The organism is Novispirillum itersonii, assembly GCF_014205675.1.
GTDB lineage: Bacteria > Pseudomonadota > Alphaproteobacteria > Rhodospirillales > Rhodospirillaceae > Novispirillum > Novispirillum itersonii_A.
In genome coordinates this window covers 1-17,245 of the sequence record NZ_JACIIX010000007.1, presented here as the reverse complement: position 1 = coordinate 17,245, position 17,245 = coordinate 1, and the positions used below count along the sequence as shown (strand labels likewise).

General features: G+C 62.7%; 21 protein-coding genes. 15 read left to right on the top strand and 6 right to left on the bottom strand.

Translation table 11 applies throughout. From position 1 onward, the window contains the following. The first annotated feature begins 9 nt into the window (after nucleotides 1–9). From FHS48_RS10315 to FHS48_RS10300, 4 genes are read left to right on the top strand one after another with little or no spacing between them, the layout of a single operon-like run. Nucleotides 10–1,149 (top strand): ABC transporter substrate-binding protein, encoded by a 1,140-nt coding sequence (locus FHS48_RS10315; RefSeq protein ID WP_184263485.1) that lies wholly within the window; start codon nucleotides 10–12, stop codon nucleotides 1,147–1,149. Continuing rightward, nucleotides 1,146–2,174 (top strand): FecCD family ABC transporter permease, encoded by a 1,029-nt coding sequence (locus FHS48_RS10310; RefSeq protein ID WP_184263484.1) that lies wholly within the window; start codon nucleotides 1,146–1,148, stop codon nucleotides 2,172–2,174. Before FHS48_RS10315 ends, FHS48_RS10310 begins: the two co-directional genes overlap by 4 nt. Continuing rightward, nucleotides 2,171–2,938, top strand: a complete 768-nt coding sequence (locus FHS48_RS10305) for an ABC transporter ATP-binding protein (protein WP_184263483.1) — start codon at nucleotides 2,171–2,173, stop codon at nucleotides 2,936–2,938. Before FHS48_RS10310 ends, FHS48_RS10305 begins: the two co-directional genes overlap by 4 nt. Nucleotides 2,939–2,950: 12 nt before the next feature. After that, nucleotides 2,951–3,247, top strand: coding sequence for a DUF2218 domain-containing protein (locus FHS48_RS10300; RefSeq protein WP_184263482.1), 297 nt, complete (start codon nucleotides 2,951–2,953; stop codon nucleotides 3,245–3,247). Nucleotides 3,248–3,276: 29 nt separating this feature from the next. On the opposite strand, the gene FHS48_RS20600 is transcribed toward FHS48_RS10300, so the two are convergent. From FHS48_RS20600 to FHS48_RS10280, 4 genes are all read right to left on the bottom strand, one after another. Next, nucleotides 3,277–3,726 carry an SDR family NAD(P)-dependent oxidoreductase gene (locus FHS48_RS20600; RefSeq protein ID WP_184263481.1) on the bottom strand — a complete coding sequence of 150 codons (450 nt, stop codon included), beginning with the start codon at nucleotides 3,724–3,726 and terminating at the stop codon, nucleotides 3,277–3,279. Further along, on the bottom strand, nucleotides 3,662–4,663 hold the full coding sequence (locus FHS48_RS10290) for an NADP-dependent oxidoreductase (protein ID WP_184263480.1): 1,002 nt from the start codon (nucleotides 4,661–4,663) through the stop codon (nucleotides 3,662–3,664). Before FHS48_RS10290 ends, FHS48_RS20600 begins: the two co-directional genes overlap by 65 nt. Nucleotides 4,664–4,776: 113 nt before the next feature. Then, nucleotides 4,777–5,871 (bottom strand): alkene reductase, encoded by a 1,095-nt coding sequence (locus FHS48_RS10285; protein WP_184263479.1) that lies wholly within the window; start codon nucleotides 5,869–5,871, stop codon nucleotides 4,777–4,779. Nucleotides 5,872–5,929: 58 nt separating this feature from the next. After that, nucleotides 5,930–6,715, bottom strand: a complete 786-nt coding sequence (locus FHS48_RS10280) for an SDR family NAD(P)-dependent oxidoreductase (RefSeq protein ID WP_184263478.1) — start codon at nucleotides 6,713–6,715, stop codon at nucleotides 5,930–5,932. A 107-nt stretch (nucleotides 6,716–6,822) separates the two neighbouring features. On the opposite strand from FHS48_RS10280, the gene FHS48_RS10275 reads away from it, so the two are divergent. After that, nucleotides 6,823–7,386 (top strand): TetR/AcrR family transcriptional regulator, encoded by a 564-nt coding sequence (locus tag FHS48_RS10275; RefSeq protein ID WP_184263477.1) that lies wholly within the window; start codon nucleotides 6,823–6,825, stop codon nucleotides 7,384–7,386. A gap of 173 nt (nucleotides 7,387–7,559) precedes the next feature. On the opposite strand, the gene FHS48_RS10270 is transcribed toward FHS48_RS10275, so the two are convergent. Beyond that, entirely contained in the window at nucleotides 7,560–8,495 is a 936-nt protein-coding gene (locus tag FHS48_RS10270; protein ID WP_221443460.1) for a LysR substrate-binding domain-containing protein, read from the bottom strand. 93 nt (nucleotides 8,496–8,588) lie between these two features. On the opposite strand from FHS48_RS10270, the gene FHS48_RS10265 reads away from it, so the two are divergent. The 8 genes from FHS48_RS10265 (at nucleotide 8,589) to FHS48_RS10230 (ending at nucleotide 15,165) form a co-directional block, all read left to right on the top strand. Further along, entirely contained in the window at nucleotides 8,589–9,272 is a 684-nt protein-coding gene (locus FHS48_RS10265; RefSeq protein ID WP_184263475.1) for an FMN-dependent NADH-azoreductase, read from the top strand. Nucleotides 9,273–9,473: 201 nt separating this feature from the next. Continuing rightward, complete coding sequence (locus tag FHS48_RS10260) at nucleotides 9,474–9,848, top strand: hypothetical protein (protein ID WP_184263474.1); 375 nt, start codon at nucleotides 9,474–9,476, stop codon at nucleotides 9,846–9,848. 77 nt (nucleotides 9,849–9,925) lie between these two features. After that, nucleotides 9,926–10,666: a P-loop NTPase family protein gene (locus FHS48_RS10255; protein WP_184263473.1), complete on the top strand. Its 741-nt coding sequence runs from the start codon at nucleotides 9,926–9,928 to the stop codon at nucleotides 10,664–10,666. Between the two features lie 11 nt (nucleotides 10,667–10,677). After that, nucleotides 10,678–11,232 (top strand): hypothetical protein, encoded by a 555-nt coding sequence (locus tag FHS48_RS10250; RefSeq protein WP_184263472.1) that lies wholly within the window; start codon nucleotides 10,678–10,680, stop codon nucleotides 11,230–11,232. 10 nt (nucleotides 11,233–11,242) lie between these two features. Continuing rightward, entirely contained in the window at nucleotides 11,243–11,560 is a 318-nt protein-coding gene (locus tag FHS48_RS10245) for a TrbC/VirB2 family protein (protein ID WP_184263471.1), read from the top strand. Beyond that, the gene (locus FHS48_RS10240; protein WP_184263470.1) at nucleotides 11,560–11,874 is read left to right on the top strand and encodes a hypothetical protein; all 315 of its coding nucleotides are present in this window, start codon (nucleotides 11,560–11,562) and stop codon (nucleotides 11,872–11,874) included. The genes FHS48_RS10245 and FHS48_RS10240 overlap by 1 nt, the downstream gene beginning before the upstream one ends. Further along, the gene (locus FHS48_RS10235; protein ID WP_184263469.1) at nucleotides 11,864–14,242 is read left to right on the top strand and encodes a VirB4 family type IV secretion system protein; all 2,379 of its coding nucleotides are present in this window, start codon (nucleotides 11,864–11,866) and stop codon (nucleotides 14,240–14,242) included. The genes FHS48_RS10240 and FHS48_RS10235 overlap by 11 nt, the downstream gene beginning before the upstream one ends. Then, nucleotides 14,224–15,165, top strand: coding sequence for a hypothetical protein (locus tag FHS48_RS10230; RefSeq protein ID WP_184263468.1), 942 nt, complete (start codon nucleotides 14,224–14,226; stop codon nucleotides 15,163–15,165). The genes FHS48_RS10235 and FHS48_RS10230 overlap by 19 nt, the downstream gene beginning before the upstream one ends. Before the next feature lie 5 nt (nucleotides 15,166–15,170). Here the strand turns inward: FHS48_RS10230 and FHS48_RS10225 are convergent, their stop codons facing one another. After that, a complete protein-coding gene (locus tag FHS48_RS10225) occupies nucleotides 15,171–15,728 on the bottom strand; it encodes a hypothetical protein (RefSeq protein WP_184263467.1) in 558 nt (185 codons plus the stop codon). On the opposite strand from FHS48_RS10225, the gene FHS48_RS10220 reads away from it, so the two are divergent. Further along, nucleotides 15,727–16,842 carry a hypothetical protein gene (locus tag FHS48_RS10220; RefSeq protein WP_184263466.1) on the top strand — a complete coding sequence of 372 codons (1,116 nt, stop codon included), beginning with the start codon at nucleotides 15,727–15,729 and terminating at the stop codon, nucleotides 16,840–16,842. The two genes, FHS48_RS10225 and FHS48_RS10220, sit on opposite strands and share 2 nt — an antisense overlap. 54 nt (nucleotides 16,843–16,896) lie before the next feature. Next, a complete protein-coding gene (locus FHS48_RS10215; RefSeq protein ID WP_184263465.1) occupies nucleotides 16,897–17,076 on the top strand; it encodes a hypothetical protein in 180 nt (59 codons plus the stop codon). Nucleotides 17,077–17,245: the final 169 nt, after the last annotated feature.

Below are 17,245 nucleotides of genomic sequence, written 5' to 3'. Positions count from 1 at the left end.
AACCTGCTGATGTTTCCCAGACTGGCTGCGGCACTGGCCCTGACGATACTGATGACACTGTGCCTGAGCGGGGGCGCTGCCCTCGCCGGATCCCTCCCGGCAACGGTCACCGACCTTGCCGGGCGTTCTGTTTCTGTTCCGAAACAAGTCAACCGCATCATTCTGGGGGAAGGACGGATTGCGGTGGCACTGGCCATCCTCGATCCGGCCGATCCGCTGAAAGGGGTGGTCGGGGCGATGGGGGAGTTCCCGTTGCTGGATCCGACCGGCTATGCCCTGTGGGCGGAAAAATTCCCGGCGATCAAGGATATTCCGGCGGTGGGCAAAGCCTCCGCCACCTCCTTCAGTGTCGAACAGGCCCTGTCCCTGCGCCCGGATCTGGCGATCCTGACACTGGCCGGGCATGGCCCGACCCCGAAGGATGAGGAGGTGATCCGCCAGCTGGAAGCCGCCGGGGTCACCGTCGCCTTTATTGACTTTTTCCTCGATCCGCTGGTGAACACCCCGAAGAGCATTGCCCTGCTGGGGGCCCTGCTGGGCAAGCCGACAGAAGCGGACGCCTTCGTTTCCACCTATCAGGCCGAGCTACGCCGCGTCACCGACCGCCTGACCGCCACAACGCCGCGCCCGCTGGTGTTTCTGGAAAACCGGGTCGGTCTGCAAGGGGACTGCTGCGCCAGCATCGGTCAGGGGGTGCTGGCCACCATGATCGAGGCCGCTGGCGGGCGTAATCTCGCCACCGGCCTGATCCCCGGCCAGTCGGGGCTGATCAGTCTGGAATACCTGCTGACCCACCAGCCGGATGTCTACGTCGGCACCGCCATCGGCAACGCCGCCACCGCCGGGAAGATGCCGGACCGGATTGTGCTGGGGCACGGGGTCTCCGCCGCTGTCGCACAGGCCAGCCTGACCCACAGCCTGAGCCGCACCGGTATCAGCACCCTGACCGCCGTACAGCAGGGCCGCGCCCATGCCCTGTGGCATCACTTTGTCCATTCCCCGTTCAATGTGGTGGCGGTGCAGGCGCTGGCCCAATGGATCCACCCCGATCTGTTCCGGGATCTGGATCCGGCCGACACCCTGCGGCGGATGACCACCCGTTTTCAGCCGATGCCGCTGAACGGCACCTACTGGACCTCCGCACCATGACCGCCGCCTCTCTGGCGCAGGGGTACCGGCGGCATATCCTCGGGCGCGTGGCCCTGTTGACCGGACTGCTGGCCGCCGTCGGGCTGGCCCTGCTGACCGACATCGCCACCGGCCCGTCCGGCATCCGCCTGACCGATCTGCTGCGGGCTGAGAACGATCCGGCCCTGCACATCATCCTGTGGGAAATCCGCCTGCCGCAGGCGGTGATGGCGGTACTGGTCGGGGCGGCTCTGGCGCTGGCCGGGGCGGAGATGCAGACCACCCTTAACAATGCCCTCGCCAGCCCCTTCACACTGGGCCTGACCAATGCCGCCACTCTGGGGGCCGCCTGCGGGATCGTGTTCGAGATCTCCTTCCCCGGCATTCCGGCGCTGTGGATGGTGCCCCTGAATGCCTTTGCGGCGGCAGTTGCCGCCACCCTGCTGGTCAATGCACTGGCCCGCACGCAGGGGGCCGGGGCCGACACCATCGTGCTGTTCGGCATTGCCATGGTGTTTGTGATGAATGCCCTGCTGTGGCTGATCCAATATGTCGCCAGTGCCGACGCGGTGCAGCAGATCGTGTTCTGGACCATGGGCAGCCTGAGCCGGGCCACGTGGGAGAAAGACGCGCTGGTGGCGCTGGCGCTGGCGGTCTGCCTGCCGCTGTCACTGCGGCAGGCCTGGGCGATGACCACCCTGCGCAGTGGCGAGGATCATGCCCGGTCCTTCGGAATCCCGGTCGGACGGCTGCGGCTGATCGTGCTGCTGCGGGTCAGCCTGCTGGCGGCGGCGGCGGTGTCTTTCGTCGGCACCATCGGCTTTATCGGGCTGGTCGGTCCGCATCTGGCCCGGCTGCTGATCGGCGAGGATCATCGCTTTTATCTGCCGGGAGCCGCCCTTGCCGGGGCCTTGGTGATGAGTCTGGCCTCCACCGCCAGCAAGAGCATCGTGCCCGGGCTGGTTCTGCCGGTCGGCATCGTCACCGCGCTGGTCGGGATTCCGTTGTTCATGACCCTGCTTCTCAGTCAGAGGAGGGGGCGATGAGCCTGCATCTTAAGGACTTGTCGGTGCAGTATGGCCGTCATCCGGTCCTGACCGGTCTCAGTCCGGCTCCGATTCCGGCCGGATCTGTCGTCGGGCTGCTTGGTGCCAACGGGGCCGGAAAATCCACCCTGCTGCGGGCGCTTGCCGGACTTCAGGCCGCCAGCGGAGACGCCCGTCTGGACGGAGAACCGCTGCTGGGCCGGGGACAGCCGGACCGGGTCGGTTATCTGCCGCAGTCCTTACCGCAGGGGTCGCCGCTGCTGGCCTACGAAGCTGTTCTCAGCACCCTGCGGGCCACCCGGCCCGACCTGTCTGCCGCCAGCGCCGAGCAGCGGATTGAGGCGGTGTTCGACCGCCTTGGCCTGCGGGATCTGGCCCTGCGTAAAATGGCACAACTGTCCGGCGGCCAGCGTCAGATGATCGGCCTGTCACAGGTTCTGGTCCGTCAACCGCGCCTGCTGCTGCTGGATGAGCCGACCAGCGCCCTTGATCTGCGCTGGCAGCTGGCCGTGCTGCAAACCGTGCGCAGCCTGACCGCTGGCCGGAGCTGTCTGGCCCTGATCGCCATCCACGACATCAATCTGGCCGCCCGCTTCTGTGACCGTCTGCTGATTCTTGGCAACGGTGGCCTGCTGGCCGATGCCACCCCTACCGATGCCCTGACGCCAGAGGTTCTGGCCCGGGCCTATGCCGTCGAGGCCCGGGTTGAACCCTGCTCCGCCGGTTTCCCGGTGGTTCTCGCTGACCGCGCCCTCCCCGTCTGAAGGACTTCTGTGATGACCGATCCCGTTCACGCCCATGCCGCTGTTGCCACCCCGTCTGCCAGCCGCTATCTGACCCAGCTCTGTAAGCACTTTGCCCACAAGATCACCGTCGACTATGACGAAACCTCCGGCCGGGCGGAGTTTTCCTGGGGAACCTGTCAGCTTTCCGCAATCGACGGGACCCTGCATCTGCACCTGACCGCCGCCGGTCCCGAAGGTCTGGGACGCATCAAGGCGGTGGTCGAAGATCATCTGGTCCGCTTCGGGTGGCGCGAAGCGCTGTCTGTCGAGTGGACCGACGCCGCCTGAACCGCATCCAAACGGTCCGGGCGGTAAAGTTACCCCGGAAGACCGAAGTCCCGGCGTAAGATCCTGTCAAATCTCCGGGACGGCATGAGACGGCACAGAGTGACGTCAAACCGGCGCTGAACCTGCGTGGCCGAGGATCCCTCAGCCCCCCCGAGCAGGCCCACACCAGCGTTGTTGACAAGAACGTCAATACGCCCGGTGCGGGCGAGGACTTCTGAAGCGAAGGAGACGACAGAGGCCTCTTCCGTCACATCGCACGCCAGCAACGACACCCGCCTCGGGCTGTTGTCTCCCGGGGTGCGGCTGGTGCTGAAGACAGTGAAGCCAGCCCACGCCAGAGCCCCGGCCGTGGCCCGGCCGATACCGGAGGACGCACCCGAACGGCGACGGAAAATCAGGGGACAAGCCCCCCCCTCAGCGCAGGGTGACGACGACCTTGCCCTTGGACCGTCCCGCCGCGAGAGAGGCCAAGGCCTCATTGGTCTTTTCAAACGGAAAGACCTGATCGATGACCGGACGGATGATCCCCGCCTCAATCAATGCCGTAATCTGTTGCAACTGACCGCCATCTGCCCGCATGAACAGGAAAGAATAGTCAATCCCCAGACGTTTGGCTTTCCGCCGGATTTTGAAACTCAGAAGACGCATAACCTGACGCAGCAACCCGTTAAGCCCTTGACGCCGCGCAAAATCCGGGTCGGGAGGACCGGAAATCGAGATCAGTTTCCCGCCCGGCCTCAAGACGCTCAGGGATTTTTCAAGGGTGTCGGCATCCAGACTGTGCAGGACGACATCATAGCCGGACAGAACCGTCGCAAAGTCCTGCTTCCTGTAATCGATCACGATATCGGCACCGAGGGCGGTGACAAAGTCAACATTGGCTGTGCTGGTGGTCGTGGCAACCGTTGCCCCCAGATACTTAGCCAACTGAATCGCGAACGTCCCGACGCCACCGGCCCCGGCATGGATCAGGACCTTCTGCCCCTTTTGTAGGTTGGCCTGCTCAACCAAGGCCTGCCAGGCTGTCAGCCCCACCAGCGGCATGGCAGCCGCCTCCGCCATGGTCAGGGTCTTCGGCTGCAAGGCAAGATCGGCCTCATCAACGGCGATCGCCTCCGCCAAAGTCCCGATGCGGCCATCCCGCGGGCGGGCATAGACCGCATCCCCGACCTTAAAGCCGCGGACATTCGCCCCGATACGGGTGACAATGCCTGCCATATCGTGCCCCAAGATGAACGGCGGCCGGTAGGGCAGCAGGAGCTTAAAAGCCCCATCACGGATTTTCACATCCAAGGGGTTGAGGCCAGCCGCATGGATCTTGACCAGCACATCCTGGTCCGCTGGTATGGGGTCCGGCATCTCGCCCAGGCGGAGAGCACGCCCCTTGCTGTACTTATCGACGATGAACGCCTTCATGATGATCTGCTTTCCGGGAGGCGAGGGGACGGCCTGCGATTGTCTGCGGTCAGGCGTTCTGACCGCAGACAGGGGAAAAGAAGGGGGCCGCGCGGAACGGCGGCACCACTCCGTCAGGGGGTATTGGCTGACGTGAGGGCGGGATAATCCGTATATCCTTTGGCACCGCCGCCATAAATTGTGGCCGGATCAATCGATGCCAGCGGTGCACCGGTCCGCAGCCGCTCCACCAGATCGGGGTTGGCGATGAAAGGTCGCCCAAAGGCAAACAGGTCCGCCTTGCCTTCGGCAAGACGTGAGGCCGCGAGGTCGAGACCGTAACCGTTGTTGGCGATATAAGCGTTGCTGAATCGACGGCGGAGCTTTTCGAAATCAAACGGAGCCACATCGCGCGGCCCGCCAGTGGCCCCTTCCACGACATGGATATAGGCGATGCCAAGCTGATTGAGCTGCTCCACAACGTAATCGAACTGCGGCTGTTCGTGACCGGTGATCTTGATGCCACTGGCCGGTGAAACCGGGGAAAGGCGCACACCGGTCCGACCGGCACCGATCTGCCGTGACACGGCGTCCGTCACCTCCAGCAGCAGGCGCGCCCGATTCTCGAGACTGCCGCCATAAGCGTCGGTTCGGACATTGGCGGTTTCACGCAGAAACTGATCCAGCAGATAGCCGTTGGCACCATGCACCTCGACACCGTCGAAGCCCGCCATCATCGCATTCGCGGCAGCCTGACGGAAGGAGTCGATAATCGCCGGGATCTCATCCCCCTCCAATGCGCGCGGTTCCGAAACATCGACAAAGCTGTTGTTAACGAAGACCTTTGTCTCTGCCCGGATCGCTGACGGAGCCACCGGTGCCGCTCCGCCAAGCAGATCAGTGTGACTGACACGGCCAACGTGCCACAACTGAACAAAGATGCGCCCCCCCTGCGCATGAACGGCATCCGTCACCTGCCGCCAGCCAGCGATCTGCTCCGCCGTATAAAGGCCGGGTGTATCCTGATAGCCCTGCGCCTGCACAGAGACCTGCGTGGCCTCCGTGATGATCAACCCGGCACTGGCACGCTGGGCATAGTATTCCGCGGCGAAGCCCCCCGGCACGAGGCCAGCCCCCGCACGGTTGCGGGTCAGCGGTGCCATGACGATACGGTTAGGAAGAGACAGGGCGCCAAGCGTGAAGGGCGCAAAAAGCGTGTTTTCAGTCATGTGACGGTGATCTTTCGTGCAACGCCGGCCATCGGGCCAGACGGTGTTTGTGTATGCCTCAGACACCGGTCCGGTAGCGTGTGGCCGCATGTTCCTGGCTGGTGTTCGGCAAAATGGCCTGACGCGCAGCCTGATAGCTGTTCCATTGCTCCACATCGGGCAGCGGCGGAATGGTGACCGCTTCGCGACGGTCAAACCCGACCAACGCCGCATCAACCAATTCACCCACCTCCATCACCCCGCTCATTGCATTGACGTCAGCACCGGCACGTTCCCAGATTTCGGTCCGCGTGGCGGCAGGCAACACGGCCTGGACATAAACGCCCTGCGGACCCAGCTCAAGGTCAAGGCCCTGCGACAGGAACAGTACGAATGCCTTGGTCGCGCCATAGACCGTCATGGCGAATTCGGGGGCCAGACCAACCACGGAGCCGATATTGATGATCGCCCCTTCACCCGCCGCGGCGAAGCGCGGCGCAACGGCAGAGGCCAACCGCAGCGGTGCCGTGGTGTTCAGGGCAACCAACCGGGTGACATCGTCTGTCGATTGCTGGAGAAAACCGCCCCCCAAGGCCGTACCGGCATTGTTGATGAGAATTCCGATGTGTGCATCGTCGCGCAGGCGCGCCTCAACCACGGCAAGATCATCGGCCTGAGTCAGGTCAGCCTGAAGGATATCGATGGTGACACCCGTCTCCTGCCGCAGGCGCTCCGCAAGGGCCTCCATGCGCTTACGGTCCCGCGCCACCAGCACAAGATCATGACCCCGGCGTGCAAAACGGTCGGCATAGGTGGCACCAATGCCCGTGGAGGCACCGGTGATCAGCACTGAAGGAAGGGTCATGGGATTGCTCTCTGTTTTGTTGATGCTATAATCATGACGATCATCATGATTGATTAAATATGATGCTCATCATGATTATGTCAATATGGCTCGTGGAGAAATGTGGAATGAAGGTCAGCCGAGAGCAGATGGCGGAAAACCGCCATCGGATTCTGGACGTTGCCAGCAGGATGTTCCGCGAGAAGGGCTTCGATGCCGTCACCGTGTCTGAAGTCATGAAAGCCGCCGGTCTGACCCATGGCGGCTTCTATGGTCACTTCACATCGAAGGACGATCTGGTTGCAAAGACCCTGACCCATGCCCTCGGGGCAAGTTCCGGAGAAGGGGCCGACTTTCAGCAGTTCGTCGAAGCGTATCTGTCGCCGCGTCATCGCGACAGCCCGGCCGGGGGGTGCCCGACAGCAAGCCTGGCAGCAGCGGTCCGGCACCAGACGCCTGTGGCACATGCAGCGATGGCTGAAGGGCTTCGGTCCCAGATCGGGCGGATTCAGCAGGCTTTACCGGTTTTGGATCCGGAAGACAGCCGACGTGTGGCCATTGGAAGCTGGGCGGCGATGGTCGGGGCCATCATTCTTGCCCGCGCCGTTGATGATCCCGCTCTTTCCGACGAGATTCTGGAGGAGACCCGGGCGTGGATCACGGCCGGGCTTCAGCATATTCCGTCCTCCTGATCACCGCACGGCGGAACCAAAACCATCTGTTCTGCCAGAACTCACAGATTTCTGGCTGCCGGGGAAAGAGGCTCAGGCTGGGACATTGTCAATCAAATGGACGCCGCTTTTACCTCTTCACCGCTTTGAATCTTCAGGAACAGGGGACACTCTTCTATGTAAGCAAAGGCCACTCAGTCGAAACTTTCTCCAACTGACGGCTCTCCGCTTTTTCCTCCAATCACCGCCCTCAGCCAGCTCCGGACGGCCTGCACATCCTCACAGGCCAACATCTCCGCAGATGCCACCAAAGCGTATTCCTCTCCGGGTATCTCCGGCCCAAAGGGGTGAACCAGCAATCCGGCTTCAATCTCGGCCTGTGCCAGAACCAGACTGGCGATGACCGCCCCATGCCCGGCAATCGCCGCCTGTAGAGCATGGCCATCTTCATGGAAGGACACCGTCTGGCAGAGGGCGTTCACCGGAAGACCCGCCAGCTCTGCCCAGCGTTTCCAGTCCGGGGACTTTGCCGATTGCTTCCAGACCGTATGCAGAAGCGGGACACGCCGCAGATCCTCCGGGGTTTTCACCCCAAGGACGGGGCTACAGAGCACCCCATAGCGGTCTGACAGCAGCGGTTCTGTGACGTAGCCTTCCTGAGGACCGCCACCATAGCGGATGGCGACGTCTGCAACCCCGGTCCGTAAATCCACGACCTCATCTGCCGCGTGGAAGCGCAGATCATAGGCTGGATACAGGGCGCGGAAAGCCGGTAGCGCGGGCAACAGACGGCGGGCCGTCAACAGTGTGGTCGCCGTCACCGTAACGGCAACGCGGGGTTTTCTGGGAGGCAGACTCCGGAGGGTCTGCTCAAAGCGATCAAAGCCGTCCCGAAGGACCGGATACAGAGCCTCTCCCTGCGGGGTCAGCGCAATGCTGCGCACCTGCCGGAGGAACAGCGGACACTCCAGTATCTCCTCCAGCTGGCGGATCTGGTGACTGATGGCTGTCGGCGTGACCGCCAGCTCTTCGGCAGCCTGCCGAAAACTGAGATGGCGGGCCGCCGCTTCAAAAGCCCGCAGAGCTGTCAGCGGTGGCAGTTTTCGATGGCGGCTGACAGATGAATTCATATCAGGCATCCGGTGAGGTTTTCGCGTTCGTCAGGCCGATAAAAACGGCCTTAGTCTGCGCTATGAAAGCCTCATAGATGAAGGATTTTTTTTATGACTCTGTCTTCCCCTCTCCGCCTTCTTCACATCGACTCCAGCGCCCGGACCGGAGTCTCAGGACGGGACCGTTATGGCTCCCACACCCGCCGCCTCAGTCAGCGCTTTATGACTCTTTGGAAAGAACAGCGGCCCCTTGATTCGGTAACCTACCGGGATGTCGGGGTTTCAGCACCGACACCGGTCACGGAAGCCTGGATTGCCGCGGCCTTCACCCCTCAGGAGCGACGGGATGACTCTCAGAAAGCCGTTTTGCGGGAAAGCGATGATCTGACCTCTGAGCTGATCGCCGCAGACCTGATTGTCATCGGGGCACCGATGTATAACTTCGGGGTTCCCGCACCGCTGAAGGCCTGGATTGATAATATTGTCCGGGTAGGGCTGACCTTCGGGTTCGACCGGACCCGGCAAGGAGAACCGTACTGGCCGATGCTGCCGCCGGGGAAGACGCTGATCATCCTGACCGCGCGGGGGGACTATGGATACGATGATGGGGGTCGGCTCGCCGGTTCCAATCTGGTCGAAGCCGGATTGCGGGTGCCACTGGCTTATATCGGCCTGACTGAGTGTGAAACGGTTGCCATCGAATATGATGAATTCAGCGATGATCGTCTGTCCGCCTCAATTTCCCGCGCGGAGGCGGCGGTGGACAGCTTGGTGAAGCGGCTTGTGGGAAGCTGAAGGGCATTCCGGACAGACTGGCCAAAGCAAAACCCCCCGCCCTCATTTCTGTGGGCGGGGGGTTTATGCAAGGTATTATTGGTTGCGGGGGCCGGTTTTGATCCCGTTGCGACAATCTCTCGCGAGAGCAGTTGCTTCGCTTAAGCCCACACAATCACCAATCTGTGTCTTGTGTCAAGTCGAACCCAAAAAGGGGCGAAAATGGCACAGGCTACGAATTCCCGGCGCTCGGCCAAATGGGGACAGGCAAAAGTCTCAGTCTCCGTATTGGGACCTGAGATCCGGAAATTAAGAGATCAGGGGCTGTCATGGCGGGAAGTCTATGCCCGCCTTGAAGTAAGTGGCAAGGCTGACGGCTTTTCACTGCCGAGCTTCTACCGCTGGGTTCGGGACAACACCCCCGAGGGCCAGAAGAAGCAGAAGGCCAAGGGTGCTGTTCCGGCCCTCCCGGCCCCTGTCCTGCTCAATGCCCCGGCCCCTCTCCCCCCATCTGTCACCATCCAACCCGCCACACCCGTGACGGGCACAGAAAACGGCTCCGTCCTGATGCTGGGCGAAGACGACGGCACCGGCTGACACACGATCCCTCCGGGGTCGCTGTGACTGCCGGAGGCTCTCCACTCTTCAATCAATCAGAACAACGGGGTTTTCCCATGGCACAGATCCATTTCACCCTTCAGGGCAAGGGCGGCGTCGGCAAGAGCTTCATTTCGGCACTGCTGGCCCAGCACTTCCATTCCCGCAACATCGTTCCCCACTGCTACGACACCGATCCGGTCAACCAGACCTTCGGCGGCTATGCGGCGTTCTCGACCCGTGTGGTGCGGCTGGGTGAGCATGAGGGCGAAGTCAACCAGCGTTTCTTCGATGCGCTGATCAGTGAGCTGATCGGCCTGCCGGAAGACGCGGTTGCCATCATCGACAACGGGGCGGCCACCTTCCTGCCGCTGGTCGCCTACATGACCGAGGCCGATATCATCGACATGCTGGAAGAGGCCGGGCACACGGTCTACCTGCATACCGTCCTGACCGGCGGGCAGGCCCTGAACGACACCGCGCAGGGGCTGGTCAAGCTGGCACAGACACTTTCCACCGGGGCGCTGGTGGTGTGGTTAAACGAGTACTTCGGCCAGATCCTGATCAAGACCTCGCAGGGGCTGTTGACCTTTGAGCAGAGCACGTTCTTTGCCCGATATAAAGACCGGATCGCCGCCCTGATCCCGCTGCCCGCCGTGCCGCCGCAGACCACGGGCGAAGACATCAAGCGCATGGCCTCGGCCCGGCTGACCTTCGCCGAAGCCACCACCTCCGAAGCCTTTGGCATCGTTGAACGCAGCCGCCTGAAGAAGGTCTGGGGCCAGATCAACGCCCGCATCTCCGCCGCCAATTTCTGAGGGGCCGGAGCATGAACCCCTATGAACAGGATCCGGGACCGCCGCCGGATTTCTACGATGATCTGGGACCGGATAACGGGCCAGACCACGGATTTGACGACAGGGATAATGCCCCTGCCGCCAGATCCCGCCTGTCCGCCGATCAGATCCTGCCGCGTCTGTCACCGGAGGAGCTGCGCAGAGCGCTGATGTGCGACACCGATATCCCGGTGTCGCGGGATGATCCTGTCCTGCTGATCTACGGCATGCATCGCCTGTCTCTGAACGAGCAGGCCATCGTCATCGACGCTTTGCTGGCGAAGATGCGGGAAGAGATTGAAGCCACCACCACACAGGTGACGGCGGAAATGTCGCAGGCGCTGAGCGAACTGATCCGCGCCGTGAAGGATCATCTCTCCTCCAACACCCTCAACGCCCGCCTGAAGGCCATGCAGGAAGCCGCCGTCGTCGGGAACGAGGCGGTCACCGGCATGCGCCGCATGGTCCGGTGGGCGGCCCTGATCACCACCCTGAACATCATGGCGGCGGGCGTGGTGCTCGCCGTCCTGACGGTCTCTCTCTCGTAAGGAAAAGAGCATGTCCAAGTTTGTTGAGTTTGATGCCCGCCTTGTCACCCGGGCGGTGATGGTCGCCCTGCTGGTCACCGCCGCCACCCCGGCCTTTGCCGCCAGCAACGGCGACTGGATCAAGCCGTTTGTGGAGATGTTCGATAACGTGGGCATGGGGCTGGCAAAGCTGGTTGCCATCGTGGTCGGCCTCGGCCTGCTGTTGTGGGGCCTCTACACCTCCATCATGGGCGAATTCAACATGAAGCGTCTGGGCGCGATGGTGATCGGCGGCGGCATCGGCCTGTATGGCCCCAGCGCCATCGACACCCTGCTCGGGGGGAAGTGATGAAAGCGGCCAGCGCGGTTCTCGTCCAGTCCCAGCGGCAGATCATGGTTATAGGGCTGCCGCCCCGCCTGATCGGCCTGACCATCGGCATCGGGTTTCTGCCCGGCTTCCTTGGAGCCGTGATCCCCTTCGCCAAAATGCTGGTCATCCCCACCATCATTGTGGTCGGGGTCTTTTTCTGGCAGCAGGTCCGCCGGGATCCGCATTACGACCGGGTTCTGCTGCTGGCCCCCCGCTTCTGGCGGCGCGGCCTGCGCCGCCCCGGTTCCTCCCGCATCCGTCATCTGATCGCGGGGGTGCGTCATGTGGGATGACGTCATCGCCACCGCTGTTGTCGCCGCCGGGGCCGGGGCAGCGGTGATCCCCGCCCTGCGGGACAGAGCCTTCGGAACGGTGCGGGAAGACTGGCTGGCCGATGAGCTGCCGTTCGACCGCATCCACGACGGCCTGACCATCGTCAACAAAGACGGCAGCCAGACCCGCGCATGGGCCATCACCGGCCTGTGCTACGACGCCAAACTGGATCAGGAGCAGATCACGCTGCTGAAGGGCCGCACCGCCCTGCTGCACGATCTCGGCAAGCGCGGCCTGTCGCTGCGCCTGCTGGCGGTCAAGCGGCGGCGTCCGCTCGATGTGGCCGCCACATGGCCCTGCCGCACTCTGGCCGAAATCGGGGAGGCGGAAGCCGCCCGCTACACATGGAGCCATGAAATTGAATGGTTCCTGCTGGCCTCCGGGCGCTCCTCACAGGCGCTGATGGAAGCCGATGAGGCCATCCGCTCCACTCTGCATTCCTATCAGCCCGCCGCGCTCCGCCAGCCGGAAGACAAAACCCAGCCGTGCCCGCTGACCGGCCTGCTGAACGGTCTGGTCTGCGGCGAATACCGCCGTGACCTGCTGCCGCTGTCCACCAATCTCTCCGGGTCGATCATCGGGGCTGACATGGCCTTTGACCGCGCCAGCGGCACCATCCGGGCCGAGGCCGAAGACTGCACCCACATGCGGATCATCAGTGTCACCCAGTGGCCCGATACCGTCTCCGGCCAGATGGTGTCCCGCCTGCTGTCGCTGGATGCGGATCTGGAAATCTCCCAGATCTGCGAACCGATTGAACCATCCCGCGCCCTGTTCCTCTACAAGCGTGAGGAAAACGCCCAGCGGCATTCATGGTTCAAAAACCCCGGGCGGCTGGAAGAGGTGGAAATCATCCTCGAACGGCTGGCGAAGGGGGACCTGACCCTGTTCATCACCCAGATGCAGGTGATTGTCCGGTCACAGGATCCCGCCACGCTGGAAAGCCTGACCCGGCAGGTGACGGCCATTCTGGGGGAACTCCGGGTCTCCTACGCGGTGGAAACGCGTGGTGCCCCGGCGGTGTGGTTTGGCCGGTTCCCGGAAGCGGCCAAGAAGATCCCCGGCGGCAAGCTGCTGCGTCCCCTGACCATTCTGAACCAGAACGTTGCAGCCCTGTGGACCTTCCAGCACTCCGCCAGCGGCATGCCCGGCAACCCGTTCGGCAAGGGGCCAGTCCGCCTGTTCCGGACGTTGAGTGGACAGGTTTACAGGTTCCAGTTCCACGTTGCGGAACGCCCCAAAAGCCGGGGCAACGCCCTTGTCTTCGCCCCGACCGGCGGCGGCAAATCCACCCTGATGATGCACCTGCTCGGCGGCTTCGCCAAATGGCCGGGCGTCCTCTCGGTGGTGTTGGACTCAAAAGAGGGTGCCCGCTACATGGTCGAGGCCATGGGCGGCTTCTATCAGGGCTATGACCAGCTCAGCCTGAACCCGCTGGATGTCGGAGCGGACACCCAGCAGAACCGGCAGCGGATCTATTCGATCCTGACCGCCATGTGCGGCCCCATGGCCTTGTCACCAGACGACAAGGTGAAGCTGGCTCACGCGGTGGAACAGGTGTTCCACCTTGACCCGCCGCACCGGACCTTAACCGAGGCGCTGGCCGATGCGTTCCCGGCCTCCTCTGAACTGGCCCGCCAGTTCAGCAGGTGGGTGGTGGACACCAAGGGCAACCGGGGCCAGTACGCCCACCTGCTGAACGCCCCGCGTGACAGCATCGGCTCCGGGGTGCTGCTGGGGCATCACCTCGTCGGCATCAACATGAACGAACTCCTTGATGACCCGGACCTTGGCCCTCCGGTGGTGGCGCATCTGGCGCAGGCCCTGAGCCAGTCAGCGGCAGCCAATGCCAGGGGCTTTTTCATCTTTGTCGATGAGGCGGCGAAGCTGATCGGCAACCCCGGCTTTGCCAGTCTGGTGAAGGAAATGTACCGCGAGTACCGCAAGCTCGGCGGTGCGGTGGCACTGGCCTTTCAGGATCCGGCGGCCTTGCTGGAATCTCCGGAAGGCCCGGCCATCATCGACGGCACCGCCACCATGATCTTCCTGCCGAACGCCAAGGCCCGGCCCGAGGATCTCCGCAAGCTCGGCCTGAATGACGAACAGGTGGCCTTCGCCTGCGGCCAGACCCTGCTGAAGCCCGGGGAGCGGCAGGCGCTGGTGATCCGCCGCGATGCGGCGATTGGTCTGGATGAAAGCGCGTTCCTTGACGTCAACCTCGCCTATCTCGGCAACGCCCTGCGGTTCTACGACGCGGGCACGGACGTGAACAAGCGCCTCGCAGCACTCAAAGCCCAGTGGGGGGACCAATGGATCAACCACCTGTGAAAACCGGTCTGCTCCGGAGGGGGCTGACATCCGGCCTGCGCTGGCTGAAGCAGACCTGCATGATCATCGGCATGATCATGATGCTTGGTGTCGGCTCCACCGTCATGGCCCCGTCGGTGTCGAAGGCGGCGATGGCGGTGATCGATCAATCGGTGCTGGCACAGGCGATTGAGGAGGTCAAGGCGGCCAAACAACAATTGGTCGCTGCCTTTGAGCAGATCAAATGGCTGACCGATATTTTCAGTACCCTCAACGACATGGTGAAAGTCGTTCAGCAGGAGCTGGACGCCATCGGGCGGCTCGGCCGCATTGAACTGCCGTGGCTGAACCTGATGAAGTCAGGGCAGTCGTTGCGGCGGGACATCGCCTGTCTGGTGCCGGACCTGCGGGAAATGGGGATCTTCTGGAAGGACCTGAAGTTCAGGTCGATCTGCGAGGGCAAGGACAGTTACCGGAAGATCCTGTTCATTCCGCACGACAAGAACGAACAGGCGCTGACGTGGCAGGAACATGCGCGGCTGCGGGAAGAGGCAGAGGCCCGGCGGCGGGCGCTGTGGGTTGATATCGGCACCGAGGCGATGGCGATGGCCCATCTGACCAAGGAAACCCAGCTCGAAGAAACCCTGCGGGGGATTGAGGATCTGGAAGACGCGGCCAAGCGGTCGCAGGATATGAACAGCCGCCTGAACGTGATCGCCCACGGCGTGATCCTGCAAAACAAACAGATGGCACACCTGCAAAAGCTTATGGCGCTTCAGTTGCAGGTGCAGACGGCGCATTTCCTTGCCGATGCGGTCCCGGCGTCCAGCCGGGGCGACAAGACCGGCTCCACCACCGGCACCGGCCCGGCTCCGGGCAAGAGCACGGGTTCGTCAGGCTCCGGTTCCGGCTCCTCCAGCACCAGCGGAGGAACCGGGCCATGATGCGGTCACTGCGCCTGCGCCTTCGCTTTGCGGTTGGCAATCAGCTTGTCGTCACGGGCACGGGTCCGGGCATCCCGCCAGTCCGGCACCTGATCGCAGCGGGCGGCCATCAGCTCGTGCATGTAGTTGGTTTTGCACGAGGCATCACCCCACGCCCATGCGTAGGAGTTTTTTCCCATTCCTGGCGGTATCCCCGCCCAAGCCATGTGCAGCGTGTCGAAGACGTACCAGCTTTGCCGCAGGTCGTAACAGGCTTTGATGGCTTTGGCGTCCGGGCTTTTCTCCAGCTCTTCTTCCAGCTTTGCAATGCTTTCAGAACGATCCCATCCATCATTGCGCATACTTGGATGCCACGTTTCAAAGCGGCGTTCCCATGCACCGTAAGGCCCGGCCTTACAGGCAGCATAGGCGGCTTCATACTGCTCCACCGTCTTCAGGTCACGCCAATAGCCCTGCGCCCGCTTCAGGTCGAAGAAATATTGCGGCCCATGATCCAACTCACGGAACGCCTGCGCCGGTTTGCTGTCGGCAATCCCCACCATCAGGGCGAGGACTAAAGCCATGGAATGCATTTTCTGCGGGCCGGTGAATGAATACGTCAATCTGGCGAACTCCTTTTCGCAAGACCTGTCTGAAACCCTGCTGGTCGGGGTACGGGCTCTGTTTCTGTCGCTGGCCGGAGTGTGGGTCACCATCACCGGTCTGAAACTGATCGTCGGCGCGATTGATAGCCGAAAAATCGCCCATGAGTTTATTTATCTTATCATCGCCGCCGGGCTTCTCAATGCCCAAGGCGCTGATATGGCGAACACAATTTACCGGGCCTCGCTTTCCACCATGGCCGGGGCCGCAGCCATGGTTCTGACGACAGGGGCACTGGCCACGAAAACAGATATTGCTGGTAACACGGCCACCCCACCTGATGCACCTCGCTCCCAGATTGCCGGTCTCGAAGGCATGACCATGCTGATTTCCACTGCTGAACAGAGCATGAGAGTAATGCTCACAGCAGCAGGGGTCATGTGGGAACACGGCAAGTTCGGCTGGATAGCCGCGCCTCTGATCATCCTCCCTTACGGCCTGCACCTGATCATTTTCTCTTCACAGATCGTGATCAGCATCTTCCGCATCCTCCTGATCTCCCTGTTCAGCCCCCTGATGATGATGGCGGTCGGCTTTGGCTTCATGCGCAGCCTGATGACCAGCGGCCTGCGCACCCTGCTGGCCTCCATGCTGATCCTGTTTGCCTCCACCGCCGCCCTCGCCCTGTGCATGTACGGGGTGGCCAGCCTCAACATGGGAGACGCGCTTGTTGATGGCTCAGTGAAGGCAATGATCGCTGCCGACAATCCCCGCCTGTGGGTTGTCATCATCATGGGCTGGGTCGGTCTGGTCTTGCAGGGCGAAGCGGTGGCGATTGCCTCGGCGCTGGCTCAGTCCTCGCTGACCGGCCAGACGGCGGCAGCCCTGACCGGGGCAACACTGCTGCCGGTGTGGGGTGCCCTGAAGGGCACGGTCTGGGGCGGCAAAATGGCGGCCAAGGGCGCGAAATGGGCCGCAGGTAAAAACATCGACGCCATGGGGCAGATGGCAAACACGATGGCCGGAGATGGCGGCGGCGGCGGGAAATCAGCCCTGCGCGAACGCATGAACAACCCCGGTATCGACGTGCGGTAGTTAACAGCCCCGGCTCCCTCTCCAATCCCCGAAATCCCCTAAGGAGGCTGTGTTATGCAGACCGCTAAGACTCTGATTCTGACTCTTTTTCTCGCCTTTACCGTGTCCGCCTGCGGCGCGGTCAACCGCGACACCGAGCTTCCGAAGAACGGCACCGGCAGCGACGAGATGAAACCCTCGCCCTGCGCCTGCCAGCCGATCCCCTTCAATTCGCGGGGATTTGACTGGTCATGACCTCCCTGAAAGATCGCTTCTTGGCCCTGCGGGAGCGCATTCAGCAGGCCCGCCAGAAAAAGGCCGGCATCACCGCCGCACCGTCCGCCCCCCCGGCTTCGCCCCACCGTCACGAAAGCGTGGTGAACGCCGACCCCTACGCCTTCGCGACGGCCTACGCCCGGCAGGC